We start from the raw sequence: 26,489 nt of genomic DNA, 5'->3' as shown, positions 1-26,489 counted from the left end.
ATGACGGATTCGAACCGCCGACCCTCTGCTTGTAAGGCAGATGCTCTAAACCAGCTGAGCTAATCACCCTTGTATTTGGTTTTTTGAGCCTTTTGCTCAAAAGCGTGCGCAAATATACGCGCTCATTTCAGTTTGCGCAAGCCCTGGGCGTACTTTTTTTGAAAAAAATAAAAAAGCCGATGAAAATAGCATGATCCATCGGCATTATAAGTGAACAAAAGTATAAGCTTGTTGATTTTTTGCGTCATAATGAGGATTTACTCGTCCTCTTCGAGGAATAAATCTTGTCGCCAATCATTAAACTCTTGAAGGATCTCATTGGTTTCCTCCTGGTCAAAATCTTCAGGATCAAATTCTTCGATCCAGTCAATGATCTCTTCGTGTTGAGGGTGATTGGGGTTTTTGAGGGCATCCAAAAAATCGGCATACCCAGGAGCTCCGCCGCAATCTTCAGGCGGGCAGTTACGAGCGCCTCCCAGGCAAACTGGGCAGTCGGTTTCAGCGTCGTCCAACACCTTTTCTACCGTCAACAAATGCTTCCAGTTATCACCAAAATCGTAAATATAATGGAAAGAATCCCCTTCTTTCAGGTTCATATCGAGCATCAGGATGGACTCACTGTCTTCCAAATTCGCATCAGTATCCCACATTTCGTCCTCATCGGGCAACAAACCAATTTTCCGCTCTTTGATTTGAAACTCAAACAGGTGTGCATTCTCCCAACCCATGACGATTTGCAAGATCTCATGCAGATCAAAAAAAGTTTCCGTTTGATCTATCTGAAAAGTACGCCAGATGGTTGGATGGATATCCTCCAACTGGACTTTTAGTTGTAAACTACTCACTGTAACAAATTTTGGTTCAATCTACGAGTTATTTGGCAAAGATAGGGAATTAGGCGAGAGGAAAGATGAAAGCTTGGCCTTATTGCGCTTTTCACTAAAACCATGATTCATTTTTTAATTGTGCATATACTTGCCGAATTCCTTCTTCCAAGCCTATTTTGGCCTGCCAACCCGCTGCAGTAAGTTTTGCTACGTCCATCAATTTGCGAGGTGTACCATCTGGTTTGGACAGGTCATGAACGATGTCGCCTTCGTATCCCACAATGCCCCGAATCAGCAAGGCCAGGTCTTTGATGCTCAAATCGTGCCCCACCCCAACATTGACCAAACCCTCCTCGTTGTAGGTTTGCATAAGGTAGAAGCAGGCATCGGCCAGGTCATCCACATGCAAAAACTCACGCAGTGGAGTGCCTGAGCCCCACAGGACTACCTGAGGCAATTCTTGGCGTTTGGCTTCGTGAAACTTGCGAATTAAGGCCGGAAGTACATGTGATTTTTCGAGGTCGTAGTTGTCATTCGGGCCATAAAGATTGGTTGGCATAGCTGAAATGAAATTACAACCATACTGTGATCGGTAAGCGTCACACATTTTGATTCCTGCGATTTTGGCTATCGCATAAGGTTCGTTGGTTGGTTCCAATATACCTGTGAGCAGGTATTCCTCTTTGAGGGGTTGAGGAGCCAATTTGGGATAAATGCAGGACGAGCCCAGAAACAGCAATTTTTTCACCCCATATTTCCAGGCACAATGGATGACATTGTTCTGAATCATCAGGTTTTCGTACAAAAATTCGGCTCGATAAGTATTGTTGGCCATTATGCCTCCTACCTTGGCTGCAGCCAAAAATACGTATTCGGGCCGTTCTGTTCGAAAAAAGGTTTCTACCTCGATTGAGTTTCGCAAGTCTAACTCCTGGGAATTCCGCACAAGAAGGTGTTGGAAGCCTTCTTTTACCAGCTTGCGGTAGATGGCCGAACCGACCATACCCCGATGGCCTGCGACGAAAATTTTAGCGTTAGTTTCCATATATTTTACTCGAATTCACGTTTTACATCAAAACCACTATTAATCAGTACAGCATCTCGCTCAAACAAGTGCAAATCAGCCTGAACCATCTCTTTTACCAGGGCGGGCAGATCATAAGTTGGTGTCCACCCGAGCTTTTCTTTGGCTTTACTTGGGTCACCCACCAGCAAATCTACCTCAGCAGGTCGGAAGTACCTTGGGTCTACTGCTACAACTTCCTTGCCCAAAGGCAATTGGTACCGCGAATCCTTGCAGCCAGTTACAATGGCTTTTTCCCCCACGCCCGTTCCTTGAAATTCAAGGTTGACCCCAATTTCGGCAAAAGCCAGGCTTACAAAATCCCTTACTCGAGTGGTTACTCCAGTAGCAACAACGTAGTCATCGGCTTCTATTTGTTGAAGCATTAGCCACATGGCTTCGCAATAATCTTTAGCGTGACCCCAGTCTCGCTGGGCATCCAGGTTGCCCAGCCAAAGTTTGTCCTGCAAACCTAAGCCAATTTTTGCAACTGCACGGGTGATTTTGCGCGTTACAAAGGTCTCGCCCCTCAGTGGAGATTCGTGGTTGAACAAGATGCCATTGCAGGCATACATGCCGTACGACTCTCGGTAGTTGACCGTAATCCAATACCCGTATAACTTAGCCGCAGCATAAGGCGAACGGGGATAAAATGGCGTGGTTTCAGTTTGGGGAATCGCTTGTACTTTTCCATACAATTCGGAAGTAGAAGCCTGATAAAAACGCGTTTTATCCTTTAGGCCCAAAAGTCGAATGGCTTCAAGGATGCGTAGCGCTCCTATCGCATCTGAATTGGCAGTATATTCTGGAGCCTCAAAACTTACTTTGACATGAGATTGTGCGCCAAGGTTGTAAATTTCATCGGGCTGGACTTCCTGCAAAACCCGTATGAGGCTGGTGCTGTCTGTGAGGTCGCCATAGTGGAGGATAAAGCGCTGGTCTTTATCATGGGGATCCTGGTACAAATGATCAATACGGGAGGTATTGAATAAGGATGAGCGGCGTTTGATACCATGTACTTCATACCCTTTCGAAAGAAGGATTTCAGATAAATAAGCACCATCCTGTCCGGTTACCCCTGTCAGCAATGCACGTTTCTTCATGGAGGTAGGGTTGGTTGTTTTGAGAATTAGTAAGGCAAAAGTACTATTTTCAAAGTTTAGTGCGGATCTGCTTAGATGTATTTTATTTTTATAATTTTATTTGGACTAATTGAAAATAAAAAGCTACACGAAAAATTAACATACATTTGACAAAAAAAACATATTTTTACTTGCATTTGGTTTTAAATATGCATAAATTTGCATTCGATTATTATTTCAAAGAGAGCTTATTACGAGAGATTTACCTGTAGTCAATTAACTTCCTAATTTTCAGTTGTAACTTCCTATAAGTCAGATTTCAAATAAACAACATTGCAGGTCAAATTTAAGTGAGCACATCATTTGGCTAATTCATACCATATCTCACCCAGTGTTTAATACGCTGCGGTTTTTATTTTCCTGAATATCAAAGGTTTACAAAGAAACACTAGCGAATTTTTTTAATTGTTATTGATTGTTTAATCAATAGCAAAACGCCCTTTTTATGTTCCCTTTTATTTCTAGCAACCTATTTTAAATTATATAACCATGAAAAATTTACTAATCGCCTTGTTATTCTTGGTGGCACTTTGCACAGGCCGATCACTGTATGCTCAGGATTTAAAAAACTTTCCCTCTTTAATTCAGTCTTTGAATAAAGCAGAGCGAGTTGAATTCCTTAGCCATCTCCGTGGCTTGATCAACAGCGTTAATGTTGGGGATCAATTACAAGATGACATTTTTGTCGATCTAAAGAATGGCCTGCCCGTAACTAATCCTACTGCGGGAATTGATTCCATCCTGGGGGCGTGGTCTCAAGGGCGGGCTGAATTGGAAGGACTGCTGAAGAAGAACCCAAGCGAATTTAACTCCAAAGAAATTCAAGCCATCCTTGGCGCTTATGACAAAGCCAATGCTGGATGGATTCAAAATTTGGGTGAAATTCAAAATGGATTTTCACAGTACAAAGACAGTTTACAAGTAGACCCTGCTGTGATTGCAGAAGCAGAGGCTAAGTACGACGAGAACGCAGGTACAATGCAGAGTAGTTTGGAAAAACAGTATGCAGATTTTTCAAACACCCTGCTGAAAACGGGAAACCTTGGGGGTACGAGAGAATGGGACAAAATTGTGAATGATTTAATGACAAATTTTGGTGCTCTGGAAATAGGGGCAGGCGCTCAATCTTTATTAGCAACCTATTATGATGAGACTCCAGATAGCCTCACCGCAATTTTGGTTCGTTTCGGCTCTGCACCTAATTACAACCAACTGTGGGGTGCTGAATGGAATGTATGGGCTTCATTTAAAGGACAGAACCAACAGCAGAATAGTGAAAATCCAAACCCTGCCAACGCTGGGTTTAAATCCTACTTAGCTGGGGGTAATGTTTCGTTCCAATACCGGCCTGAAATCCCATTCACTAAAGGCGTAATGCGGTTAATTTCTGGAATTGGTGCCAACGTTGAGGCTTACATGCCAGCCAGAGTCAATCCCGCCAAACAAGCATCCTTGAACAATCAAGGAAAAACTACCGGGTTTGGGCCAGAAGTTAGATTGGGTTTTGCAGTAAGTACGGGTAGTGTAAGCTTTTACGGCTATTCAAATCGCAGTAAAGGATACGTATTGCGGTGCCCAGACTATCCATTTGATGCATGGCAGGTAGTAAGTGGAATTCAGTGGCAGGCACTACACTTGCGCTATGTACACGGTAGCACCAAATGGGCTAAGGAAGAAAACCGTCATGCTACGTACAATGAAGTATCAATTAATGTTCGTATCAAATAAGAACTGACTTATGATTGAAACCATACTTTAGTTTGACCTAAATTAAAAGAGGAGGATTCGATTTGGTCGAATTCTCCTCTTTTTGTTTATACATATTGCTTTTTCCGTTTGTTTGATGGTCCACTATTTTGTGGAATTGTACGATAAGAAAAGTATTGATTGACTTTACGAAGTGGTTTTAGTAATGCTGTGAAAAAATAGGGACGAAGGCCGTTCAGTTTCCATGCATACCGATCCTCCAAATTGGCATTTATCCGTTTTTTTAAAGAGCTGTTGCTGGCTCCCCCAGTGCGCATTTTCACCAAGAGTTCAGGTAAATAATGGCTGGATATTTCATGTTTAAACAAGAACCGAAGCATCAACTCATAGTCTGCTGAAGTTTTTAACTTGGTGTTAAAATACCCTAAACTTTTATAAACATGTCTTCTTACAAAAAAAGCAGGGTGTGGAGGCATCCATCCAAACAAAAACCTTTGCCTTGTATAATGACCAGAAATCCAATTGCGGATAACTTTGTTGGTATCGTGTTGTTCAACATATTGAATGTCCCCATATATTGAGTCAGCTTTTGTGCGTTTGAAATGGGAAACAACTTGGCTGATTACGTCGGAGTTTACATAAAAGTCATCAGAATTCAATATACAAATAATGTCACCCGTAGCCATTTGAATGCCTTTATTCATGGCGTCATAGATCCCTTCATCGCACTCCGAAATGAAGTAACAGATCCACTCCGAATAAGCATTAATGATTTCAAGGGTACCGTCGTTTGAACCACCATCAATAATTATGTATTCAATGTTTGGGTGAGTTTGATCAATGACACTTTTAATGGTATCTTCAATAGTATCAGCACTATTAAAAGATACGGTAATAATTGAGACTTTCATAATGATTTGTTAAATTTAGAGGGTGAAAAACTTGTAATTGAATGATGTATAATTCAAATGGACACAATAAAGAGGCCCTCGCAAGTGCTTTGTAAAAGCAATACGCAACTAATAAATGGGCGACTTTGGTTAAAACGCTTTAATTTGACCTTGACCTTTGTAAGTATAATGGTTGATTATACTGGTCTAATGATAAGTTTTTGGGATGGTTCTCTCTAGTAATTATAGCACGCTGAATTGGTCGATAATAAAACTGGTGCAATTTACGCAATGGCTTTAAAAAAATAGTATAAATTTTTGGTTTAATAAAGTTAATTTTCCAAGCTAATCGATCCTCTAGATTGGCACGCAGCCGACAGCGCCAGGTCGCATTGCTCATCCCTCCTGAGCGCATCCGAACAAGCACGTGGGGTACATAAGCTGCACTCACCTGATGTTTATATAAAAAACGCAGCATCAACTCGTAATCTGCAGAACTTTTAAGGCTTAAATTAAATAATCCATATCGCTGATAAACGACCCTTTTGACAAAAAAAGCTGGGTGAGGAGGCATCCAACCCACTAAAAAGCTGCGCCGCTTAAAAACTCCAGATTCCCAGTGGCGAATCACTTGTTTAGGATCATGCTGGTCTACATATTGTAAATCACCATAGACCGAGTCTGCACCCGATTCCTCAAAGGTAGCTACGATTTGTTCCAATACGCGGGAGTGGGCATAAAAATCATCAGAATTGAGAATGGCGATGATGTCTCCGCTTGCAGCACGAATCCCCTTGTTCATGGCATCATATACACCGCGATCTGGCTCAGAAATAAACAGGTCAACAACATCGGAGTACTGAGACACGATTTTTGCTGTAGCATCTCGCGAACCTCCATCAACAATGATGTATTCAATATTAGGGTAGGTTTGACAGGCCACACTTTCAATAGTGTGTCGAATAGTATTTGCGCTATTGAACGCAGGAGTAACGATTGAAATCTTCATCCTTCGGTTTTTCGTTCTTGGGATTACAAAGGGCTTAGCCCTTTATTAAATTTGGGAATAAATAGACTTTTTGGCCGGACTGAAAGATAACGTTACAGGTTTCTCGAAGATTTTACAGCTGCAAAGTTAATTTACTAGCGTTTATTAATGTATGGTTCTGGGCACTGATTTTGAATATTTTTTTACAAACTCATTTATTGTCTGAAAATCAATTAGTTGCTAGGTTGCTGTTTTGCGTTCCTGAATGGCTTTAGCTGAATTCCCTTGGCAAATCGTACTCGCAGCTAAATCATCAACGGCTACCAATTCTACACTCAATACTGAATGAAAAGCGCAGTGAACGCCAAGACAAATCACTACTTTTGTTTCTATCCCGACCCCTTTTCCCAGTATGCCTATATTCATTGAGATATTGGGAATGAGGGGGTTACCTATAAATCGACACTAGATGCCAAAGCCATCAGCAATGGGTTTATCCGGCCAAGAAAGGCGAGGAAACATAGAAACTTTGATGGCCAGAATGATCGGTTCACCGCTTTTACTAGCCAATGCCAGGGTAAAAAAACAAATTTAAAGTTTGCCTAATCGCTTGAACGATTTCGTTATAAAAACTTACTTTTTAAAAGCAGCAAAATTAGTAGATATTCCCAGCTGTGTTTGGCCTCCGGCTAAATGGTAAACACCTCTACCAAAATCAATCCTGAAACGATTTACTTTCATTCCAACTCCAAATGTAAAACCCGCCAAACTGCTGTAACCTTGAACAGTCATTTCACGATGCATCCGGTAATTGTATCCAAAACGCAAGCGGAAATTTTCCCGTGCGCCAATCAAAAGCTCTCCATTAAAAACCAGGTGACGGAAAAAATTGTCCAACCAAAGATTAAAATCTGAAGGCTCGCGGGGTTCTTCACCCAAAAAAATGGTACCTGTTTCCAGGTTTGGGTCATCGTAAAGCAAGTTCCAACGATTGAGCGAAGTATAAATGAAAGAAAAGCGGAAGGGTAAATACTTAAGTTGTTTGGAAAATCCAATTTGAAGGTCAAAAGGTAGAGGCTCTTTTCCAATGTTGGGATCGTAACTCGACAATTGCCTGCCGAAATGCTGAAATACAATTGTAAATGCACTTCGCTTGGTGGTGTCTCGATAAGTTGCTGCAAGATCTGTTGCCAGGCCCAGGGAATTGTACTGGCCAAACTGAGAACTGATCAAACCCAAATTTGCGCCGACACTTAGTCGATCGTATACAGGGTGTGCAACACCTGCTACGATGGCGTATTCGGCCGCATTAAAAGTGCCAAGGGTTTGAAAAAATTCATCCGTATGTTCAATTTCTCCATAACGAGCATATCGTACGCCAGCATGAAGAGTAGTGCCCTTTTGCCCCAGGCGGTGGCCATAGTTGAACGCGCCATGCTGCATCTGTTTGCCGATAAAGCCATGGTTGAAGGCCAATTGCTGGTGCATCAAAGGATTAAGTGCAGCCGGATTGCTCCAGGCCAAGCTTACATCATCGTCGATCACAGTAATCAGATGCCCCCCCAGGCCCGACACTCGTGCAGAAGCTGGGATACCCAGAAAGGCATAGGTGCTTTGCCCCCCGGTGATTTGCGCCTGGGTGGAGGCCCAAGCACCAATGCCCAGCAATAACAAGTACAGCCGAATCCTCATACTACAATCATTTTTTAACCTTTTGATTTTTTACCTTTTGCTTTGCCACTTTTGATTTTTTCCTGCGTCCAGACGGTACGGCAAATGCCCATATTGCACTCCATAGTTTTGTAGTGCTGGCCTTGCTCGTCAAAAAACTTGAGCGGACCGTGTTCATTGTCCCCATCTTTGTAGGCGCCTTCTACACTTATCTGACCATTGGGATGATATTCCTTAAAAGGTCCATTTTCGGCATTGCCCACAAAGAGCACTTCTTCTTTAAGTTGCCCTGTTTCGAAGTATTGTAGCCACTTGCCTTCAATACTGTTGTCCTCGTAGGTGCACAATACTTTGAGCTGACCATTGGGATAAAAAGATTTGTATGATCCATTAAACGCGTCGTTTAGGTAAGATTCCACAATCAAGGTATCCCCGCTAGGGTAAAACAAGATTCGTTTTCCGTTGAGCTTGCCGCTGCTGTAATGAGCTTCTTCCAGTTTTATTCCTTTGGCCGTGGTTTTAATAAAGACCCCTTCTTTCAAACCATCGCTGTCCCGACGGGTAAATTGTAGCAAATTTCCATCAGGATCAGTTTCTTCGACCGTTTCAAGTGAAAACTCAGTAGCGGCATCCTGGATGGATGGCTTGGTTTTCTCGGCATTGTTGTTGACACAAGCTGCCATCAACAACCCCAGTAAACATAGGAACAGCCCATGTTGAATTGAATTATTCATTCTATGCTGGTTTTTTTCCAACAGGTTCTCGGCCAATGCTGTGGTAATGAAACCCGAGCTCAGCCATAACCTCTAGGTCGTAAAGATTGCGACCATCAAAAATAATTTCGGTTTTCATGAGTTCTTTCATTACCTGGAAACTGGGGGTACGGAATACACTCCATTCCGTGACAATAGCCAGAGCATCAGCATTGATGAGTACTTCGTACTGGTCCTTACACAGCTCAATGCGGTCACCAAAATACCGATGAATGTTTTCCATTGCCTCAGGATCAAAGGCTTTGATGGTGGCTCCGGCCTCCAGCAATGCTTCGATGGTATACAGCGCAGGAGCCTCCCGAATGTCATCGGTGTTGGGTTTGAAGGCCAAGCCCCAAATGCCGATGGTTCGCCCGCTGAGATTGTCCCCAAAATAGGCTTTGATTTTGTCTGCCAAAGTGTAGCGTTGCTTGTCATTTACACCCATCACAGCATTGAGGATGTTAAAATTATAGGCAAAATCATTGGCTGTTTTAGCCAAAGCTTGAACGTCTTTGGGAAAACAACTGCCGCCATAACCTACTCCTGGGAACAAAAAGCGTTTACCAATACGTGTATCACTGCCCATACCCATACGTACCATATCTACATTTGCGCCCACTCTTTCACACAGGTTCGCAATTTCATTCATAAAAGAGATGCGGGTAGCCAGATAGGAGTTGGCCGCATATTTGGTCATTTCTGCCGAACGTTCATCCATAAAATAAATCGGGTTGCCTTGGCGCACAAAAGGCTCGTACAATTGTTTCATTATTTTACGGGCTCTGTCGGAATTGGTTCCTATAACTACTCGGTCAGGCTTTAAAAAATCTTCAACGGCTACCCCTTCGCGCAAAAATTCGGGATTTGAAACCACGTCAAAAAGGTCTTCGCTAGTATGCTCAGCAATAATGGCGTGAACCTTTTCGGCGGTACCGACCGGAACGGTACTTTTGTCGATGATAACTTTATAGTCTTTGATCAAGAGTGATAATTGTTTGGCAACCCCCATGATGTAGGACAAGTCAGCGGATCCGTCTTCACCAGGTGGAGTCGGTAATGCCAAAAAAATGATCTGTGCAGTATCAACTGCCTCTTTCAAATCAGTGGTGAATTTCAGCCGACCTTGTCTGGAGTTTCGCTCAAACAAAACTTCCAGACCTGGCTCATAGATGGTTATTTCGCCATTGCGAAGTTTTTCCACTTTGTTCACATCAATGTCAACGCAGGTGACATTGTTCCCGGTTTCTGCGAAGCAGGTCCCTGTGACCAAACCAACGTAACCTGTACCAATAACAGCTAAATTCATTTTTTTCAGTTTTAAATGCAAAATTAAAGTTTATCACGTATAACTCTTTCTTCTAAACTAAAAAAGTGAAAAACGATTGCCTCATATCTGACAAAAACTTTGTTAACAAAAATTATCATTTGTTAGGAAAGCTAACGACTCGAAATATTGCGTTTCTTTGTGGTAGAACCTGCCCCATCCTGATGAGCCTGTTTGAGCTCAACCAATAAAACGAACGCCTATTCACCACATGTAAGTAAAAACACCTATGCAACACATTGATCCCACTATTCTTGAAAAGTCCATTGGTTATGCAGAATACCATGCTTTGATCGAGGCGATTTTATCCCAAAATCATTATTTGGCACTCAAAAATATTGAAAGTGACATCCACGACACCCGTTTGAACCTGATTCGTATGGAGCGTTTGGACAAAACCGCTCGTATGACAGCCCAAACCCGCTTACAAATAGCCGCTATTCAAACCCCCATGATTTGGCTTACCCTAACCGAGGTTTGGTGCGGAGACGCTGCTCAAATTGTTCCAACCATCCAAAAAATGGCTGCTTTAAATGACAAAATTGAGCACCGTTTGGTTTTTAGAGATCAACACCCTGAGTTAATGGATGCTTTTCTATGCAATGGTACTCGTTCCATTCCGCTCACCATTATCCTGAATAAAGAATCCTTAAAGGTGCTTGGTTCCTGGGGTCCTCGGCCACAGGAACTACAAACATTTGTACTGGACAACTTGCAACTCTTGAATAAAATCAAAGATGAGCAAGAATTCAAAACGCGCAACGCCGAGTTTTTAACCAAAGTTCAGCGTTGGTATGCCAAGGATAAAACATACAGTACCCAAAAGGAATTCTTGGCAATATTGAAACAGGCCACTGCCTAATGCATTGCTTAAGGGCAGGCTAAGGCCTATTTGTTGTGTAAAACTACAATTTTTCCCGTTGCAGTACTGGGCTTTCCAAATCCAGCCTCCCGGGGATTGCTGGAACTAAATACCAGATAGATTCCAGACTGCACCCTGCGCCCGAGGTAATCCCGACCATCCCAGATGGCCTGCCCACCAAGTGCACGGGTCTCATAAACCAAATTTCCGGCTACATCGGTAATTTTTACAGCTGCGTCACGTGCTAGGCCCCGAATGGCGATGGGGCCATCGTAGTCTGGTCGAACTGGATTGGGATAAACCTTAAGCTCGGCATTGTGTACTTTTCCACCCTCTACGGCATCACTTTGTAATGCGATGATACCACTTTCCGTACCAATAAAAACTTCACCGGTTTTGGGGTTGATCACGATGTCTAAAATAGCATTGTTTAAAAGTGGAGAGTTTAAGGTAGTGAAATGTGACAATTGATCGCGACCGCTGGGCGAAAGCACAAAGACCCCATTGCGGGTACCTACCCATTTGCGATTGGCACCATCAATAGCGATAGTGGTCACTACTTCTGTTTCCAGTAAATAAGCCCCTAGTCCATTGATGATTTCCACAACTCGCCGAGTACCCCGGCAGTTTTCATCGAAGGCATTCGATCCACATTCAAAAATGACAACCCCTTCACCTGTACCTACCCACACGTCACCGTCCAGATCAACTGCCAGGCAATTGACCTGATTGGTTTGTAATTCGCTGTTGGCGGTGGTGAAAACCCGGCAACGGTTGTCTGTATCATCTTCCAGTTTGCCAGAATCAAATACAATCAAACCTGCTGAGTTTGAACTGGAACAAAACCACTTGTAGCCATTCTGGTCGACTGCTACCTGGTGTAGTGAAGTGACCCCACAAGAAGGCCGAAAACTTTTCCATTTTCCATCCTTGGTAAGCACCGAAATCGGATTGGCTGCCAAGTGGTTAGCTACCCAGAGGTTTTCATCATCATCAAAAGCCAGGCCGCTGATCCGGGTTCGGGCAGCATCACCCACCGTATTGTTGAGGGTAGAATTTTTTTCGTTGAACAAAGTGTACTGATCGCCATTCAGCTCTACCAGCCCTTCATAAAAAGAGCCAATGTATACTTTCTTGTTGCTGGGATGAGGGGCAATGGTCATCACATCGGTGAGGTCATCCTGTAGATCACTGGCATTTTCACCCTTTAGATATGGAGCATTGAAGCGGGTGAAGACGTTCCACTGGCCGTCAATATAGGAAGCAAAACCATCCGAACGATTGAGGTAACTAAAGGTGCGATTGACGCCTCCGGTAGCCAGCCAAAGTTCCTTATCGCGCACGGCCAACTCCCATACTTTGTCCGAAAAAGGAGAATTGAACACATAATTGCGGCAGTTAGTGTCTTTTAAACCATTGAGTACTCGAAACTCCATCCATTCATCCCCCATCCAGATGCGCCCTCCTTGATCTTCCACAGCATAGTTGGGAATGCCCATACAAGCACTACTTGCCTCCTGGCGGGTGCCATTGGCATCAAAAGCAAGCAACGCACCCCGATCACAATTGCTTTGGCAACGGTATCCTACCAACAGATTTTTACCCTCTGCGCTCAAATATTGGATAGAGAAACCCGCTCGGGTATACAACAAAGCCGGGCCAGCAGCTTCCATGCGGTACAAACTTCGGTTGATGTCGAAATACAGTCTATTGTTGAATGGGATTATGGCCTTAGACTCATAAGAAGCCGGGAAACCAGATTCGGGGCCTAAAAAATGCCAGTTGCTGAAGTTTTGCAAATTGGGTTCGGTAAGGGCCACCCGATAAATTCCACCTTCTGTGGCGGCATAAATGTATCCTTCAAAACTTACCGCACCATAAACATCCAGACCAGTAAAAGTAGAGAAGGAAAACTCCCGCTTGTTGAGGTTGAGCCGAGACAAGCCATAGTTGCCGCAAACAAATACATTCTCATTGTTCTCTACATTGATGGCGTGTACAATTTTGTCCCCCACAAAATTGCTGAAATTGGCGATTTGATTGAGGGTAAACACGGGGCCTGTTTCCGGTACTACATCAATCACACTGTTGTCGTACAACACCAATAATGCCTTACTGCCAGCAACATAGGTCACAATTTTAGCCTTGGTGTTGCTCAGTCCATGTACCCGACTGATCTCCTCAAGGGAAAAATCTGCCTTGTCAATGACCAGTATGGATTGTTCTGCAGCATAATAAACCTTATCACTGCTTTGGGTAACAAAACGCCCCGTACGTAAAGGCAACATTGATCGCCACTGACCAATGGCCAAAGTGCTGGTATCAATCTGAGCCTGGAGCCCAGACAACCACAAAAGAAAAAAAAGGAGTAAGATGGTATGGCGCATAGTTGTATTTGAGAAAGTTGAGAAGTTGAGAAAGTTGAGAAGTTGAGGCTACTACCGCAATCCGGTCACTGAGCTTAGCCGAAGTGCAGGAATGGGGTAGTAGCCTCAACTCCTCAACTTCTCAACCCCTCAACTCATTATTCTTTGAGCCGGCTTTTTTTGTACAATCCACTACTTTCCAAGTATTTTAATACGGGTTCAGTAACTAGATATTGAATAGGCAAATCAGCTGCGAGGCATTCGCGAATGTAACTGGCCGAGATTTGCATCTGGGGCACCTGATCAAATACTTTGACCTGAGGATGGGTTGCCAATTCCCCTAATTCGTATCCAAGCCGCTGGTAGACGTAAATTTCAAAATCCCGCAAAATCAGGTCATGATTTTTCCATTTGGGCAAAGTAGGTAAATTGTCTCCGCCCATGATGAGCGCAAACTGTTTGTCCGGGTGCCGTTCGCACAAATAAGTCAGGGTATCGATGGTGTAAGAAGGCTGTGGCATGGAAAATTCAATATCACTAGCCCGCAATTTTGGATTGTCATCAATGGCAATCCGAACCAGGTGCAAACGATCTTGATCTCTAGCCAGAGACTGTTTCTGCTTGAGTGGATTTTGTGGCGAAACCACCATCCATACTTCTTTTAAATCCGTTTGAGTCGCCATATAGTTGGCTATGATCAAGTGGCCAACGTGAATGGGATTAAAGGATCCGAAAAAAAGCCCAATTTTTGCAGGACTACGGGTATTCATTGTCTATTTAGATTCGGGATAGCCTGAAATCGTTGCCTCGTTTAGGAGCATGTCTAAATATTTTCGCTTAAAACAAAAATATTTAGACATGCTCTAAACCACTTGTTCACTGATTTTGCCGAACCTACGCTCCCGGTTTTGAAAGTCAATAATGGCTTGAAAAAATTGTTCTTTGTGAAAATCGGGCCACATGGTAGGGGTAAAATAAAACTCAGCATATGCCAATTGCCATAACAAAAAGTTGCTGAGTCGGTTTTCTCCACTTGTACGGATCAACAACTCTGGATCGGGTATTCCCCGAGTAGCCAAAGCATTTGCAAAACTCGTCTCATTGATGTCTTCCGGAGTTATTTTCCCATCCTTGACGAGTGCCGCCAATTGGCGGGTAGCTTCCAGGATTTCCCATTTTGCGCTGTAATTTAAAGCTAAAACGAGGGTCATTCTGGTGTTGGTGCTGGTATTGGCTATTCCTTCCAGTAAGGCACGATAAGTACTGCTGGGTAGTTTGCTTAGGTCGCCGATGGCTTCCAGGCGGATATTGTTTTTATTGAGGGTAGAGATTTCTTTGTGTAGGGTATCCACCAATAGGGTCATTAAGGCGTCTACCTCAAACTTTGGCCGGCCCCAATTTTCAGTCGAAAAAGCGTAAAGGGTCAAGTATTTTATACCCAACTCTGCGGCTGCTTCCGTCGTTTCTCGCACTGCTTTGACCCCATTGCGGTGCCCAAATACCCTGGCTTGTCCATGCTGCTTGGCCCATCGCCCATTTCCATCCATGATGATCGCAATATGCTTTGGCAAGCGATCAGTATCAATCAGTTGTTTCAAGTCCATCTTGCAAAAGTAAAAAGAAATGCTTGGTTTTTAAATTCATATGATGGAGCATTTCCTTATATTGCCACAAAAATATACCAAGAGGGCGAAAAAAATAAGCATTCATTTTGCTAAAGGATTAGAGAAGCAAACGCTTTGATTCAAGTGCCTTATCTAATCCTTTGGCTCAAAGAAAATGAATACCTATTTTTGCACCGTTACCAAGTAAAAACGCGCTCCAATTTTTTATCATCAGAACCGTTTATTTGTAGAAGTTTTGCAAATAAAAAGACCAACAAGCCTGATCAACTATGATTATCGAAAGCGTCGAGAAGGAGGTACTTAAATTTGAGGAGTTTGATTACAAACGCCCAGATATGGCTCAGTTGTCTGCTGATTTTGAGCGACTTTTTAGCACTTTTAATCAAGCGGACTCTTTTGAACAGCAACGAGTAGTTTTTGAAGAACTCAATAAACTCAGGGTTGAATTCAGTACGATGTACAACATTTGCCACATCCGGCATACCATTGATACTAGAGATACTTTTTACGAAGCTGAAAATAATTTTTTCAACCAGGAACTGCCTACCTTTCAATCCTTTAACACCCAGCTTCACAATACTTTGCTGAATTCACGCTTCCGCGATGGCTTTGAGCAAGAGTGGGGAGAACAGTTTTTTCGGATTGCCGAACTCAATCGGCGCACTTTCACCCCAGAGATCTTAAGCGATTTGCAGGAAGAAAACCAACTGGTTAGTGAATATGTTCGAACCAAAGCTGGGGCTCAAATTGAATTTCAAGGAGAAACTTACAACTTGTCGGCGCTTTCCCCATTAGAATTGTCGGAAGATCGCAAACTGCGGCAAGCTGCCAGCGAGGCTAAATGGTCTTTTTTTGCAAATCATGCCGGAGACATAGAAGGTTTTTATGACCAATTGGTTAAAACCCGCCACAATATTGCCCAAAAACTAGGCTATACCCAATTCACTGATTTGGCTTATGACCGCATGACACGCTCGGATTACAATGCGGATGATCTCGTTGGCTTTAGGGAAGAAATTGCCAAATACATTGTGCCTTTAACCAGTCGCTTGTACGAACGGCAAAAAAAACGCCTCGGCCTGGATCAATTTTTTTATTACGATGAGGAGTTTCGATTTGCGTCAGGTAACCCCAAACCTCAAGGTGAACCTTCCTGGATAGTGAAGCAAGCCCAGCATATGTACAAAGAAATGTCGACAGAGACCGATGAGTTTTTTACCCTTATGCAGGATGCTCATCTGATGGACCTGGAGAACAAAACAGGTAAAGCGACTGGGGGATATTGTACTTACATCGAAGGATATCGAACACCTTATATCTTTTCCAATTTCAATGGAACCAGTGCCGATGTGGATGTACTTACTCATGAGTGTGGCCACGCATTTCAAGTGTTCAGCAGCCGAAACATTGGCTTGAGCGAATATAAATGGCCAACTTTTGAAGCCTGTGAAATCCACTCCATGAGTATGGAGTTTTTTGCTTGGCCCTGGATACATTTATTTTTTGGCCCTGACACAGACAAATACAAGTTCATGCACTTGTCCAATTCGCTCTACTTTTTGCCTTATGGTGCGGCCATTGATGAATTCCAACACCGAATTTATGCCAATCCGGGAATGAGTCCAGCAGAACGCAATCAGGTGTGGTCGGAAATGGAGCAAAAGTATTTGCCCCAGCGCAATTATGGGGATAATGCTTTTTTAAAACAAGGCGGGTATTGGCACAAGCAAGGGCACGTCTTTACTACTCCATTTTATTACATCGATTATGTTCTGGCTCAGATTTGTGCCTTCCAATACTGGAGATGGGATCAACAGGACCATACTGCAGCCTGGGAAAGTTATGTGCGTTTGTGCAAAGCAGGAGGTAGTAGATCCTTTTTGGAGTTGGTGGATTTAGCAGGAATCAAATCTCCATTTCAGAAAGGTTGTGTTCAAGAAGTGGCTGAAGATATTGCCAATTGGCTGGAAAATATCGACGATTCTTGCTTTTGATTTTGGGTGAATAACTACTAGGCTAGATAAATCGATTTTTGTAAACAAATACTAACCTCATGGAACTGATTCTACAATGCTTTGCTACAGCCTTTACATTGACCTATTTTGCTATTCCATCGATTATTAAAATCGCCTTGGACAAAAATCTGATGGACAATCCCGGCGAAAGGAGTTCACATGACGTTAGTACACCCTCTTTAGGAGGTATTGCCATTTTTGCAGGGGTGATTTTCGCGATTGTCATGTGGGCACCTACTGTGGTTTTTTCTAAAGTTCAATACTTGCTTGGGGCTTTTATCATCATCTTTTTGATTGGGGCCAAGGACGATATTGCTCCAGTGTCACCAAGTAAAAAATTGCTGGCGCAGGTAGGTGCAGCGACCATTATAGTACTGAACTCCGGTGTCGAGTTACACAGTTTTTATGGACTACTGGGGATACACAACTCTTTACATCCCTTGGTTTATCTCTTTGTTTCCATTTTTACCATTTTGGTATTGATCAATGCTTTTAATTTGATTGATGGCATCAATGGATTGGCTGCCGGTATTGGTGCCTTAATTTGTACGGTGCTGGGTTGTTGGTTTTACTTCACGGGGCAAATCGAGTTTACAGTGGTTGCTTTTGCAACGGTGGGCGGGATTTTGGCGTTTTTGCGCTACAACATCAGCCCGGCTCAGATTTTTATGGGCGATACAGGCTCCTTGCTCATCGGCATGATTTGCGCCATTTTGATTGTTAAATTCATCGATTCCAATTATAACCTCTCTGTAGATAACCCCTATCGCTTTCAAGGTGGCCCTGCAGTAGCAATTGGAATCATGATCATTCCTGTTTTTGATACTTTGCGGGTATTCATCACCCGGATAATGCGGGGGATTTCACCATTCAAACCGGATCGCCGACACATCCACCATTTGTTGGTTGATGTAGGTTTTAACCACATGGAGGCAACAGCCATTTTGGTTTTTGTCAATAGCTGTTTTATATTGTTTGTATTTAGTTTTCATGCCCTGCTTAATATGCATTGGATTATCCTCATTATGGGGCTGGTCGCAGGTGTACTCACATATTACCTAAACAAGCGCTTGCGTGCGCTGAACGAGGCTAAGCTACAATTCAAAGAATCCTTATGATGCATTGGTTGCTGGTTTTTTTAGGGGGTGGTTTGGGCAGTTTGGTCCGTTTTGCAATGGCACGCTGGCTGGCTCAACCTGGGCCACATTTTCCTTGGGCTACGTTTTGGACCAACTTGATTAGCTGTGTGGTGCTGGGCATGTTGGCAGGTTTACGCCTCAAAGGCCTCATGCAACCCAATGCCCAATACCTTCTGATGACGGGGTTTTGTGGAGGCTTTAGTACTTTTTCTACCCTAAGCCTGGAAGCCTGGAGTTTGTTGGAACAACAACACTTGACTTTGGCTTTGCTATACGTACTGCTCAGTGTTGTTTTAGGTGTTTTGATGATTTTTTGCGGCATCAAAGCCGTAATGATGCTAGCGCTTCATTGATTTTTTGTTTTCACCAAAAATTAAACAAGCGCTTATAAAAAATGTGCTGTTTATGCGCTTGACTCACGAAATGTTGGACCGACTGGACCAACTAGAAGCCAAATATGGCCAAATGGGCCAGGATATGTTGTCCTATCTGGATGGGTTGTTGTACGCGGATTATTTGACTTATTGGGATTACATCCATCTGGATACCTTATTGAGTTTGCAAAAACCACAAACTCAATTCCCCGATGAAAATATCTTCATCATTTACCACCAAATTACGGAGCTGTATTTCAAATTGAGTTTGTTGGCTTTGCGGCAATTGTTGTCGGAGGAATATACTACTCCTGCTTTTTTCCTACGCCAAATGCAGCGGGTCAATCGTTATTTTGATCAATTGGTTCAGTCCTTCGACATTATGGTGGAAGGGATGGATCGGGATGAGTTCCTCAAATTCCGTATGAGCCTCCTGCCCTCCAGTGGTTTCCAATCGGCTCAATTCCGCATGATCGAAATCCTGTGTACTGACTTTGTAAACTTGCTCCACCATGAGCACCGCGAGAAGGCCAATGAATCTGCCAGCTGCGCCGATTTGTATCCCTATTTGTACTGGCAATCGGGCGCGACAGAGTTGGCTACGGGCAAAAAAACGCTCACCCTGCAGCAATTCGAGCGAAAATACCGCCAGGATTTGATCCAACTGGGTGAAGATTACCGCTACAAAAACAGCTGGCAACGCTACCAACAATTGCATCTGGAAGGCGAAGAAGCTGAACAAATTCGCCAGGAGTTGCGCGAATTTGACAAAAAAGTGAATGTAAAATGGCGTTTGTCCCATTTCCGCTCCGCCGTGCGCTACCTGGACAATAAGCCACAAATCATCGAAGCCACCGGCGGGACGAACTGGCAGAAGTACCTGCCTCCAAGGTTTCAATTGGTATCGTTTTATCCTGGATTGTGGTCGGAAGAAGAGAAGGCGGAGTGGGGTAAGAGGATTGGATAAGTGTGTTTTGATGGTAAAACAAGACTAATCAACAAACACCCCTGCATCTTTCCCCAAAAAAATGCAGTTTTGCAGCATCATTCATCAAATCATTCGTATAATGAACGTCAAGCAAATTTTGGTTGGCTTCCTCATCTTAGCCATGCTTGGATTCGGATTTGTCCAATTTCAATCCGATTTGGCCATCATTTCCAGCAATGCCTTCTCTTTGATTGGCATCATAGTAGTGGTGGCATTGTTGGGGTATGGGGCGTATCGGATTTTAAGAGACTAAATAAGGGTTGAGAAAGTTGAGAAGGTTTAGGGTACCGCAAGCAGTGTTGACATAGTCCTTGTCTAAGTCGCTCGCGGCAGCCTCAACCTCCCTCAACTCCTTACGGAATTTTCACCTCCTTCACCTTCCTCGGCAACCAAACCAGCATTTGGTTCGATCCCCGATTGCACCAGGCGAAATAAGGCACAGCCGTGATTTTTTGTTTGATGGTTTGTGCACCAATTCCGTCAGCGGTAGGCACAATGGCCATACCGGTACCCGTCAGCGTCATCACACCTCCCAACAGATCGGGCCGCCACTCTGCGGCGAATTTCACCTGATCGGGCACAATCAAATTCCAGGCAGAACCTTTATGGTCAACCCCTTCTACACAATACACCAATGGCCCCCGCTGAAAAGCAACGCGATTGAGATTGTCTTTTACTTCATCTCGTGCAACAACCCTGCGAATGGGCATGGCCAGATCCAGTTCTACCACATCACCTGGTTTCCAGCTGCGTTCTACAATCAAGTAGCCTTCTTCCAGGCGCAGGGTTTGGTTTTGGCCGTTGACGCGTAGGGTGGCAAAATTGGCCGGTGTCGCATCCAGAAATTTGTAGAGCGAACCAGCTCCCGGGTTGCCTTTGGCCCAGCCAGGCAGACGAACCTTCAAGGCGAATTGTTGACCAGCAGTTTGGGGGTCAACCTGGATTTTGATCAAACCCTTCCAGGGGTATTCTGTTTCCTGTTTAATGCCCACTGCGCCGCTGCTCAGCCCAATTTTGGTAATGCTGCCCACAAACAAATTGACATAAATGCTCTGGGCATCAGCGGCATAGATGTAATCGCCCAGCGAAGCAATCAAACGGGCAATGTTGGAAGGGCAGCAAGCTGTGCCAAACCATTCCCGGCGATTGTGGGTGCCACTGGAGGCCAGAGGGTTGCCATAAAAAAAACGGTCACCACTCAAGGACAAGCCATCAAGGGCACCATTGTACAAGCTTTTTTCCAATACATCAATGAACTTGCTTTGGCCGGTGAGGCGGTTCATCCGCTGGTTCCAAAAGACCATGCCTACCGAGGCACAGGTCTCACAGTAAGCTTTTTCATTGGGCAAGTCATAATCGTTTGAAAAACCTTCATTGGAACCCGAGGAGCCAATCCCTCCGGTGATGTACATATTGCGCTCGACCACATCGTCCCACACGGTGCTCATGGCCTTGAGGTAAGTCTCATCCCCTGTGTAGCTAGCCACATCGGCAGCTCCTGTGTACAAGTACATAGCGCGCACGGCATGGCCAGTGATTTGGGTGGTTTGGTTTACTGGTTTTACGTCCTGAGCGTAGGCCGTATCTTTCCACTCCGACCAGGTATAGCCATGGGCATAACCATGACCCCGTTCCTCTAACAACCAATGGGAAAAATCGAGAAAACGTTGGTCTTTGGTGACTTGATATACTTTTACCAGGGCCAGTTCCAGTTCCTGATGCCCAGTCACCCAGTGGCGTTTGCCCGGGCCAAAAAGGCTCATCATGTGTTCCACCATGCGGATACCCACATCGAGCAATTTACGCTTCCCCGTAGCATTGTAATACGCCACTGCAGCTTCCAACAAATGCCCGGTGTTGTAATCTTCATGCATCGACATGTCGGTCCAACGTTTGTCGATGCCAGTCAGCGTGTAATAGGTATTGATGTAGCCATCCTTTTGTTGGGCGGCAGCAATTTTATCGATCCACTCGTTACATTTGGCTTCGAGCTGAGGGTCGGGTTTGTTCTTGAGGGCATAAGCCATGGCTTCCAGGGCCTTGTATACATCGGAGTCATCGTAAAAAATGCCTTCAAATTTGCCATCGCGGGTGCCAGCTACACGCTCGAAATTGCGGATGCGCCCTGTTTTTACCTCTGTTTGTTGGATACAAACTGGCACCGTTACACTGGCCACTTTATCAATGCGGGGTTTCCAAAAAGCATCGGTAATTTGTACTTCTGAAAATTTGACTGGACTGAGTTTGGCCAATTTGGTTTGACCAGTCAGGTTCAAGCAGCTAAAAAGGACAAATAAGTTTAAAAAACTATGGCTGAGCAGGTTCTTCATACGATCCAGAAATTTGAAGTGGTTAAGGACTTTATAAGTTTGCTTTGACAAGTAAACAAAATAAAGCTACCTCTGCAATATTTTTATTTCATTTCCGACCCATTGCATTGTCTATGGCTTATCTTTGAGGGGAAATCCCTGCACCTTATGGCTCAGATTGCAGTATTCCCGGGATCATTCGACCCCATCACCGTTGGTCATGTCGATTTGGTGCATCGCGCCCTCCCTCTTTTTGATAAAGTAATTGTAGCGGTGGGTGTCAATACCCAAAAGAATTCCCTCTTTACGCTGGATCAGCGTTTGGATTGGATCAAGGCAGTATTTGCCGATGAACCTAGGGTAGAAGTGGATTATTTTGAAAACCTCACGGCGGATTTTTGCCGAAAAATTGGGGCAAAATACTTGCTACGGGGCTTGCGCAATGCTTCCGATTTTGATTACGAAAAAACGATCTCCCAGCTCAACGCCATCATTGGGGATGGTTTGGAGACGATCTTTTTGATCAGCCAACCGGCCTATTCCCACATCAGTTCAACCATTGTGCGGGAAATCATCAAAGGCGGTGGAGATGCTTCGCCCTTTATTCCACCCCAGGTGAAAATCTAATACAACCAAATTACCAAATATGTCTGACGCTTTTTTTCAACTACCCAAAGCTAAAAACGAACCGGTTTGGAGTTATGCCCCCGGCTCGCCAGAAAAAGCTGCCCTTAAAGCCAAAATGGCTGAAATGAAGGACCAGGTTATCGAAATTCCGCAAACCCTTGGTGGAAAAAAAATATTGGAGGGAGAAAAAATCGCCATTCGGCCCCCTCACGAACACAAACACATCCTGGGGTATTACTACAAAGGCGGCACTCAGCACGTACACCTGGCCATCGAAGCAGCCATGGCTGCAAAGCCCAGTTGGGAAGCCATGCCCTGGGAGGAACGGGCGGCCATTTTCCTCAAAGCTGCCGATTTGTTGGCCGGGCCTTACCGTGCCAAAATGAATGCTGCAACCATGTTGGGGCAGTCCAAAAACGCCTACCAGTCTGAGATTGATGCCGTAGCTGAATTTTGCGACTTCCTTCGCTTTAATGCGGAATACATGGTGCAAATTTATAAGGAACAACCACAAAGCCCTGCACTAACCTGGAACCGCATGGAATACCGGGCGCTGGAAGGTTTTGTATTTGCCATCACCCCTTTCAACTTTACTTCTATTGCTGGCAATTTACCTGCTGCACCAGCCTTGATGGGTAATACCGTGATTTGGAAACCTGCCGAAACCCAAATTTATTCAGCAGCAGTGATCATGGAGATTTTTGAAGCAGCTGGTCTTCCTCCCGGGGTGATCAACCTGTTGTTGGTGGACGGCCCGATTGCCGGGGACATCATTTTCAGCCACGCGGATTTTGCGGGTTTGCACTTCACTGGCAGCACCAAGGTGTTCCAGGGCATGTGGACGACCATTGGCAAAAACATCACCAAGTACAAATCTTACCCACGTATCGTTGGTGAAACTGGAGGTAAAGACTTCATTCTGGCACATCCCTCTGCTAACCCTGCGGCATTGGCAGTAGCGATGGTACGTGGTGCTTTTGAATTCCAGGGACAAAAATGTTCGGCGGCTTCACGTGCTTACGTGCCACGAAGCATTTGGCCAGAAGTCAAGGAGAAGGCCGTGGCCATGGTGAAGGACATGAAGATGGGCTCACCGGAAGATTTTCGCAATTTTATCACCGCAGTGATTGACGAGCGGGCTTTTGATAAAATCACCAATTACATCGTAGTAGCCCGTGATGCCAAAGACGCTGAAATCATTGCAGGGGGTAAATACGACAAAAGCAAAGGTTACTTCATAGAGCCTACGATGGTGGAAGTAAAGGACGCCCAACACCGCCTGATGCAGGAGGAGATTTTTGGGCCAGTCCTGAGCATCTATGTGTACGAAGATGCGGATTTTGATCAGATGACCGCAATTGTCGATTCTACTTCGCCATACGCATTAACTGGTGCCATTTTTGCTCAGGATCGTGGCGTAATCCACAGTCTATCCCAAGCCCTGCGTAATGCTGCTGGCAATTTTTACATCAATGACAAACCAACGGGAGCAGTAGTGGGCCAGCAACCTTTTGGCGGTGCCCGTGCTTCGGGAACCAATGACAAAGCTGGTTCGGTTTGGAATTTGCTACGTTGGGTGTCCCCACGCGCGATGAAAGAAAATTTTGATCCTCCTGTGGATTATAAGTATCCGTTTATGGGAGAGGAGTAAGTGAAAAGCGAAAAGTGAAAAGCGAAAAGCAGATGGCAGATATACCATTGGATTTTCAACTGTTTCCAATTTTTTTCTGCTTTCAAATTTGGAGAGGTCCCGATGCCCCTTTAAATTTTCGCTTTTCGCTTTTCGCTTTTTGCTAAATAAAATACATGAAACCCAATCTTACCGAACTCATTCTCGAAACGCCTCGCCTTTATTTGGTGGCTTGTTCGATTCCATTGTATGAAGCGATTTTGCGGCATGACCGCGAAGTGGCCAGTTATTTGGATGTAGAGGTGACGGCTGGTTGGACCGAGTTTGGGGATGAACCCAGTGTTTATTCCATGGAAAGGGTACGGGTTAACCCAGCGGAAGAAGCCTGGTGGCAATATTTGGCCATTCACAAGACGGACAATCGCTTGATCGGTGCCGGTGGCTACAAAGGTGGGGCCACTCGCTATGGGGTGGTGGAAATAGGTTACGAAATCCGCCCGGAATATCGCAATCAGGGGTATGCCACGGAGTTTGCGCAGGGTTTGATCGATCGGGCTTTTCAACATGAAGAAGTCAAAGCAGTACAGGCGCATACTTTGGCCGAGCCAAATGCATCCACTCATGTATTAAAAAAATGCGGGATGAGTTTTGTCGAAGAGATGTATGATGCGGAGGATGGGACGATCTGGCAATGGAAAGTGGAGAAGACGAATGAAAATTAACGGCTTCTCAACTATACACAAAATAAACCGTAGTTTTACAAGCCTTGCTTGCCGTTACCCTTACCCAATGGCAGGAAAACCCGCTTGGGAATTCGTGGTGCACATAACCCTTGGCGGGCACTTTGATCGTTTGATAAGTGTGCCAATCACCAGTGCCTTTGAAATCAATTTCAATTTTGAACTCCACTTCCTGATCGGAGTCCTGAGTCAGGTGGACCACTTTTTTGTCAAAGCCCGTCATCAAAAAAGGGTCAGAAACTTCGCCTTTTTGTACTGATTTCTCCCACCAGGGTGCTCCCCAACCGCTAGGTTTGCCCATTTGCCACAACTCGTCGATGTTGCCAAACCAGAGGTTGGATTGGGGTTGCCCGCTTGAACGATCGGCCTGATCACCCGTCAGCACGAGCATGCCCCGCCAGTAACAAAAATCGGGGATGATGCGTAGGTGGTTGGAAATGGGGCGAATGGCCAGAATGTTTCCACCGTAGGTAATGGTTGGCATTTCATAAAAAATGCCATGAATGTCCATCAGGTAGCGCTCGGTTTGGGCTTCCCGAATGCGCATCCACTCTGTATTCCAGGCGTGATCGAAAGCGTAACTGGCTTTGGGCAAACGGTAGGTTTTCCAGGTTCCGGCCTTGTAAAACTTCAAAATCACCGAGCCTTGATCCCATCCGGTGGCGTAGATGGCGTTGCCGTAGGTTTTGTCCGACCAGTTTTTTCCGGCGACTTCCACATAGGGATTGCGATCCAGGATGGTCCATTTTTTACCATCCCATTCCGCCAGACGACCAGCTGCCCTTTTGCCCAAAAAGTCCTCTTCGTAATAGGAGTTGTTGGCCACCACTACCCGCCCATCCTGGGTGAAGGCACTTTTGAAATGTACCTGTGCCGCTTTGGGAATCTCTAGCTCAGTTACTAGATCGTACAGCTGTTTGCTTTTGAGCGTATACACATTGGTCTCAAAAAAAAGGCCTTCCATGGTCAAAAAATAAACCATGGAATCCGGACGCGTCAAGTGCTGCATGGTCCCGGTGAGGCGATGCCGTTTCAGGTCTTCGATGATCCGCACCCGGCCCAGGGTATCGATGGCATAAGGACCAATGAAAGCTTGATCTGATTCATTGTGGATATGGCGATTGGCGTAAGTACCCGTATAACTGGCGGGATGCCGGCGACTGGTCATGTCAGCACTGATTTCGTACAAACCCAGTCCGGAACCCCTGATGTGTGCTACATACCCCACTGCCCAAAGCTTGTTGGCCCAAGGGATAACCGCGCCAATACCCGCTTCGCTGCGGTCTTTGTGGTCTGCTACAATGGCCATTTGTGGGAAAACACCTTTGATTTGGGTAGGGGTTTGTGCATTAAGGCCGTTTTGGATAAAAAAACAGGAAAGCCCAATGACTATACATTGAGCCGTCAGGATTGTGGAAATCCGCATAATTTGATTTTTTATGTAAAT

The 26,489-nt window shown here is 44.7% G+C and carries 23 protein-coding genes; 10 read left to right on the top strand and 13 right to left on the bottom strand.

Going from position 1 to position 26,489, the window contains the following annotated elements:
* Positions 1-257: 257 nt before the first annotated feature.
* The 3 genes from SFV55_RS07485 to gmd all read right to left on the bottom strand — a co-directional run bounded on the left by SFV55_RS07485 (position 258) and on the right by gmd (position 2,993).
* Positions 258-845 carry a plasmid pRiA4b ORF-3 family protein gene (locus tag SFV55_RS07485; protein WP_320028860.1) on the bottom strand — a complete coding sequence of 196 codons (588 nt, stop codon included), beginning with the start codon at positions 843-845 and terminating at the stop codon, positions 258-260.
* Between the two features lie 94 nt (positions 846-939).
* A complete protein-coding gene (fcl, locus tag SFV55_RS07480) occupies positions 940-1,872 on the bottom strand; it encodes a GDP-L-fucose synthase (protein ID WP_320028859.1) in 933 nt (310 codons plus the stop codon).
* 5 nt (positions 1,873-1,877) lie between these two features.
* Positions 1,878-2,993, bottom strand: a complete 1,116-nt coding sequence (gmd, locus tag SFV55_RS07475) for a GDP-mannose 4,6-dehydratase (RefSeq protein ID WP_320028858.1) — start codon at positions 2,991-2,993, stop codon at positions 1,878-1,880.
* A gap of 528 nt (positions 2,994-3,521) precedes the next feature.
* Here gmd and SFV55_RS07470 point away from each other — a divergent pair.
* Positions 3,522-4,760, top strand: coding sequence for a hypothetical protein (locus SFV55_RS07470; protein ID WP_320028857.1), 1,239 nt, complete (start codon positions 3,522-3,524; stop codon positions 4,758-4,760).
* Between the two features lie 86 nt (positions 4,761-4,846).
* Here the strand turns inward: SFV55_RS07470 and SFV55_RS07465 are convergent, their stop codons facing one another.
* The 5 genes from SFV55_RS07465 to SFV55_RS07445 all read right to left on the bottom strand — a co-directional run bounded on the left by SFV55_RS07465 (position 4,847) and on the right by SFV55_RS07445 (position 10,349).
* Positions 4,847-5,650, bottom strand: a complete 804-nt coding sequence (locus SFV55_RS07465; RefSeq protein ID WP_320028856.1) for a glycosyltransferase family 2 protein — start codon at positions 5,648-5,650, stop codon at positions 4,847-4,849.
* 139 nt (positions 5,651-5,789) lie between these two features.
* Positions 5,790-6,638 (bottom strand): glycosyltransferase family 2 protein, encoded by an 849-nt coding sequence (locus SFV55_RS07460; protein WP_320028855.1) that lies wholly within the window; start codon positions 6,636-6,638, stop codon positions 5,790-5,792.
* A gap of 612 nt (positions 6,639-7,250) precedes the next feature.
* Positions 7,251-8,309 (bottom strand): type IX secretion system protein PorQ, encoded by a 1,059-nt coding sequence (gene porQ, locus SFV55_RS07455; protein WP_320028854.1) that lies wholly within the window; start codon positions 8,307-8,309, stop codon positions 7,251-7,253.
* Between the two features lie 14 nt (positions 8,310-8,323).
* Entirely contained in the window at positions 8,324-9,022 is a 699-nt protein-coding gene (locus tag SFV55_RS07450) for a toxin-antitoxin system YwqK family antitoxin (RefSeq protein ID WP_320028853.1), read from the bottom strand.
* A 1-nt stretch (position 9,023) separates the two neighbouring features.
* Positions 9,024-10,349 (bottom strand): UDP-glucose/GDP-mannose dehydrogenase family protein, encoded by a 1,326-nt coding sequence (locus SFV55_RS07445; protein ID WP_320028852.1) that lies wholly within the window; start codon positions 10,347-10,349, stop codon positions 9,024-9,026.
* Positions 10,350-10,596: 247 nt separating this feature from the next.
* On the opposite strand from SFV55_RS07445, the gene SFV55_RS07440 reads away from it, so the two are divergent.
* Complete coding sequence (locus SFV55_RS07440) at positions 10,597-11,229, top strand: thioredoxin family protein (RefSeq protein WP_320028851.1); 633 nt, start codon at positions 10,597-10,599, stop codon at positions 11,227-11,229.
* A 26-nt stretch (positions 11,230-11,255) separates the two neighbouring features.
* Here SFV55_RS07440 and SFV55_RS07435 read toward each other — a convergent pair whose 3' ends face one another.
* The 3 genes from SFV55_RS07435 to SFV55_RS07425 all read right to left on the bottom strand — a co-directional run bounded on the left by SFV55_RS07435 (position 11,256) and on the right by SFV55_RS07425 (position 15,199).
* Complete coding sequence (locus SFV55_RS07435) at positions 11,256-13,616, bottom strand: hypothetical protein (protein ID WP_320028850.1); 2,361 nt, start codon at positions 13,614-13,616, stop codon at positions 11,256-11,258.
* 137 nt (positions 13,617-13,753) lie between these two features.
* Entirely contained in the window at positions 13,754-14,365 is a 612-nt protein-coding gene (gene nadD / locus SFV55_RS07430; RefSeq protein ID WP_320028849.1) for a nicotinate (nicotinamide) nucleotide adenylyltransferase, read from the bottom strand.
* A 93-nt stretch (positions 14,366-14,458) separates the two neighbouring features.
* Positions 14,459-15,199 carry an isoprenyl transferase gene (locus SFV55_RS07425; RefSeq protein WP_320028848.1) on the bottom strand — a complete coding sequence of 247 codons (741 nt, stop codon included), beginning with the start codon at positions 15,197-15,199 and terminating at the stop codon, positions 14,459-14,461.
* Positions 15,200-15,489: 290 nt separating this feature from the next.
* On the opposite strand from SFV55_RS07425, the gene SFV55_RS07420 reads away from it, so the two are divergent.
* The 5 genes from SFV55_RS07420 to SFV55_RS07400 all read left to right on the top strand — a co-directional run bounded on the left by SFV55_RS07420 (position 15,490) and on the right by SFV55_RS07400 (position 19,989).
* Complete coding sequence (locus tag SFV55_RS07420) at positions 15,490-17,214, top strand: M3 family oligoendopeptidase (RefSeq protein ID WP_320028847.1); 1,725 nt, start codon at positions 15,490-15,492, stop codon at positions 17,212-17,214.
* A gap of 59 nt (positions 17,215-17,273) precedes the next feature.
* Positions 17,274-18,353 (top strand): MraY family glycosyltransferase, encoded by a 1,080-nt coding sequence (locus SFV55_RS07415; RefSeq protein ID WP_320028846.1) that lies wholly within the window; start codon positions 17,274-17,276, stop codon positions 18,351-18,353.
* On the top strand, positions 18,350-18,727 hold the full coding sequence (gene crcB, locus SFV55_RS07410) for a fluoride efflux transporter CrcB (RefSeq protein ID WP_320028845.1): 378 nt from the start codon (positions 18,350-18,352) through the stop codon (positions 18,725-18,727). Before SFV55_RS07415 ends, crcB begins: the two co-directional genes overlap by 4 nt.
* A 52-nt stretch (positions 18,728-18,779) precedes the next feature.
* On the top strand, positions 18,780-19,715 hold the full coding sequence (locus tag SFV55_RS07405) for a tryptophan 2,3-dioxygenase family protein (protein WP_320028844.1): 936 nt from the start codon (positions 18,780-18,782) through the stop codon (positions 19,713-19,715).
* A 100-nt stretch (positions 19,716-19,815) separates the two neighbouring features.
* Positions 19,816-19,989, top strand: coding sequence for a hypothetical protein (locus SFV55_RS07400; RefSeq protein ID WP_320028843.1), 174 nt, complete (start codon positions 19,816-19,818; stop codon positions 19,987-19,989).
* A gap of 100 nt (positions 19,990-20,089) precedes the next feature.
* Here SFV55_RS07400 and SFV55_RS07395 read toward each other — a convergent pair whose 3' ends face one another.
* Complete coding sequence (locus SFV55_RS07395) at positions 20,090-22,066, bottom strand: glycoside hydrolase family 127 protein (RefSeq protein WP_320028842.1); 1,977 nt, start codon at positions 22,064-22,066, stop codon at positions 20,090-20,092.
* A gap of 147 nt (positions 22,067-22,213) precedes the next feature.
* On the opposite strand from SFV55_RS07395, the gene coaD reads away from it, so the two are divergent.
* The 3 genes from coaD to SFV55_RS07380 all read left to right on the top strand — a co-directional run bounded on the left by coaD (position 22,214) and on the right by SFV55_RS07380 (position 25,024).
* Positions 22,214-22,672 carry a pantetheine-phosphate adenylyltransferase gene (gene coaD, locus SFV55_RS07390; protein ID WP_320028841.1) on the top strand — a complete coding sequence of 153 codons (459 nt, stop codon included), beginning with the start codon at positions 22,214-22,216 and terminating at the stop codon, positions 22,670-22,672.
* Positions 22,673-22,691: 19 nt separating this feature from the next.
* Positions 22,692-24,323 carry an L-glutamate gamma-semialdehyde dehydrogenase gene (gene pruA, locus SFV55_RS07385; protein ID WP_320028840.1) on the top strand — a complete coding sequence of 544 codons (1,632 nt, stop codon included), beginning with the start codon at positions 22,692-22,694 and terminating at the stop codon, positions 24,321-24,323.
* Positions 24,324-24,478: 155 nt separating this feature from the next.
* Positions 24,479-25,024 (top strand): GNAT family N-acetyltransferase, encoded by a 546-nt coding sequence (locus SFV55_RS07380; RefSeq protein ID WP_320028839.1) that lies wholly within the window; start codon positions 24,479-24,481, stop codon positions 25,022-25,024.
* A gap of 7 nt (positions 25,025-25,031) precedes the next feature.
* Here the strand turns inward: SFV55_RS07380 and SFV55_RS07375 are convergent, their stop codons facing one another.
* Positions 25,032-26,468 (bottom strand): hypothetical protein, encoded by a 1,437-nt coding sequence (locus SFV55_RS07375; protein ID WP_320028838.1) that lies wholly within the window; start codon positions 26,466-26,468, stop codon positions 25,032-25,034.
* Positions 26,469-26,489 lie beyond the last annotated feature (21 nt).

It is taken from the genome of Haliscomenobacter sp. (assembly GCF_033763495.1).
Taxonomy (GTDB): domain Bacteria; phylum Bacteroidota; class Bacteroidia; order Chitinophagales; family Saprospiraceae; genus Haliscomenobacter.
Note: the sequence above shows the minus strand (reverse complement) of the source record. Positions and strands in the feature narration are given on the sequence as shown.

What these genes read in the sequence shown, in the direction of transcription:
- fcl (WP_320028859.1), bottom strand. Translation starts at nt 1,872, where the DNA reads ATGGAAACTAACGCTAAAATTTTCGTCGCAGGCCATCGGGGTATGGTC.
- gmd (WP_320028858.1), bottom strand. Translation starts at nt 2,993, where the DNA reads ATGAAGAAACGTGCATTGCTGACAGGGGTAACCGGACAGGATGGTGCT.
- SFV55_RS07470 (WP_320028857.1), top strand. Translation starts at nt 3,522, where the DNA reads ATGAAAAATTTACTAATCGCCTTGTTATTCTTGGTGGCACTTTGCACA.
- SFV55_RS07465 (WP_320028856.1), bottom strand. Translation starts at nt 5,650, where the DNA reads ATGAAAGTCTCAATTATTACCGTATCTTTTAATAGTGCTGATACTATT.
- SFV55_RS07460 (WP_320028855.1), bottom strand. Translation starts at nt 6,638, where the DNA reads ATGAAGATTTCAATCGTTACTCCTGCGTTCAATAGCGCAAATACTATT.
- porQ (WP_320028854.1), bottom strand. Translation starts at nt 8,309, where the DNA reads ATGAGGATTCGGCTGTACTTGTTATTGCTGGGCATTGGTGCTTGGGCC.
- SFV55_RS07450 (WP_320028853.1), bottom strand. Translation starts at nt 9,022, where the DNA reads ATGAATAATTCAATTCAACATGGGCTGTTCCTATGTTTACTGGGGTTG.
- SFV55_RS07445 (WP_320028852.1), bottom strand. Translation starts at nt 10,349, where the DNA reads ATGAATTTAGCTGTTATTGGTACAGGTTACGTTGGTTTGGTCACAGGG.
- SFV55_RS07440 (WP_320028851.1), top strand. Translation starts at nt 10,597, where the DNA reads ATGCAACACATTGATCCCACTATTCTTGAAAAGTCCATTGGTTATGCA.
- SFV55_RS07435 (WP_320028850.1), bottom strand. Translation starts at nt 13,616, where the DNA reads ATGCGCCATACCATCTTACTCCTTTTTTTTCTTTTGTGGTTGTCTGGG.
- nadD (WP_320028849.1), bottom strand. Translation starts at nt 14,365, where the DNA reads ATGAATACCCGTAGTCCTGCAAAAATTGGGCTTTTTTTCGGATCCTTT.
- SFV55_RS07425 (WP_320028848.1), bottom strand. Translation starts at nt 15,199, where the DNA reads ATGGACTTGAAACAACTGATTGATACTGATCGCTTGCCAAAGCATATT.
- SFV55_RS07420 (WP_320028847.1), top strand. Translation starts at nt 15,490, where the DNA reads ATGATTATCGAAAGCGTCGAGAAGGAGGTACTTAAATTTGAGGAGTTT.
- SFV55_RS07415 (WP_320028846.1), top strand. Translation starts at nt 17,274, where the DNA reads ATGGAACTGATTCTACAATGCTTTGCTACAGCCTTTACATTGACCTAT.
- crcB (WP_320028845.1), top strand. Translation starts at nt 18,350, where the DNA reads ATGATGCATTGGTTGCTGGTTTTTTTAGGGGGTGGTTTGGGCAGTTTG.
- SFV55_RS07405 (WP_320028844.1), top strand. Translation starts at nt 18,780, where the DNA reads ATGCGCTTGACTCACGAAATGTTGGACCGACTGGACCAACTAGAAGCC.
- SFV55_RS07400 (WP_320028843.1), top strand. Translation starts at nt 19,816, where the DNA reads ATGAACGTCAAGCAAATTTTGGTTGGCTTCCTCATCTTAGCCATGCTT.
- SFV55_RS07395 (WP_320028842.1), bottom strand. Translation starts at nt 22,066, where the DNA reads ATGAAGAACCTGCTCAGCCATAGTTTTTTAAACTTATTTGTCCTTTTT.
- coaD (WP_320028841.1), top strand. Translation starts at nt 22,214, where the DNA reads ATGGCTCAGATTGCAGTATTCCCGGGATCATTCGACCCCATCACCGTT.
- pruA (WP_320028840.1), top strand. Translation starts at nt 22,692, where the DNA reads ATGTCTGACGCTTTTTTTCAACTACCCAAAGCTAAAAACGAACCGGTT.
- SFV55_RS07380 (WP_320028839.1), top strand. Translation starts at nt 24,479, where the DNA reads ATGAAACCCAATCTTACCGAACTCATTCTCGAAACGCCTCGCCTTTAT.
- SFV55_RS07375 (WP_320028838.1), bottom strand. Translation starts at nt 26,468, where the DNA reads ATGCGGATTTCCACAATCCTGACGGCTCAATGTATAGTCATTGGGCTT.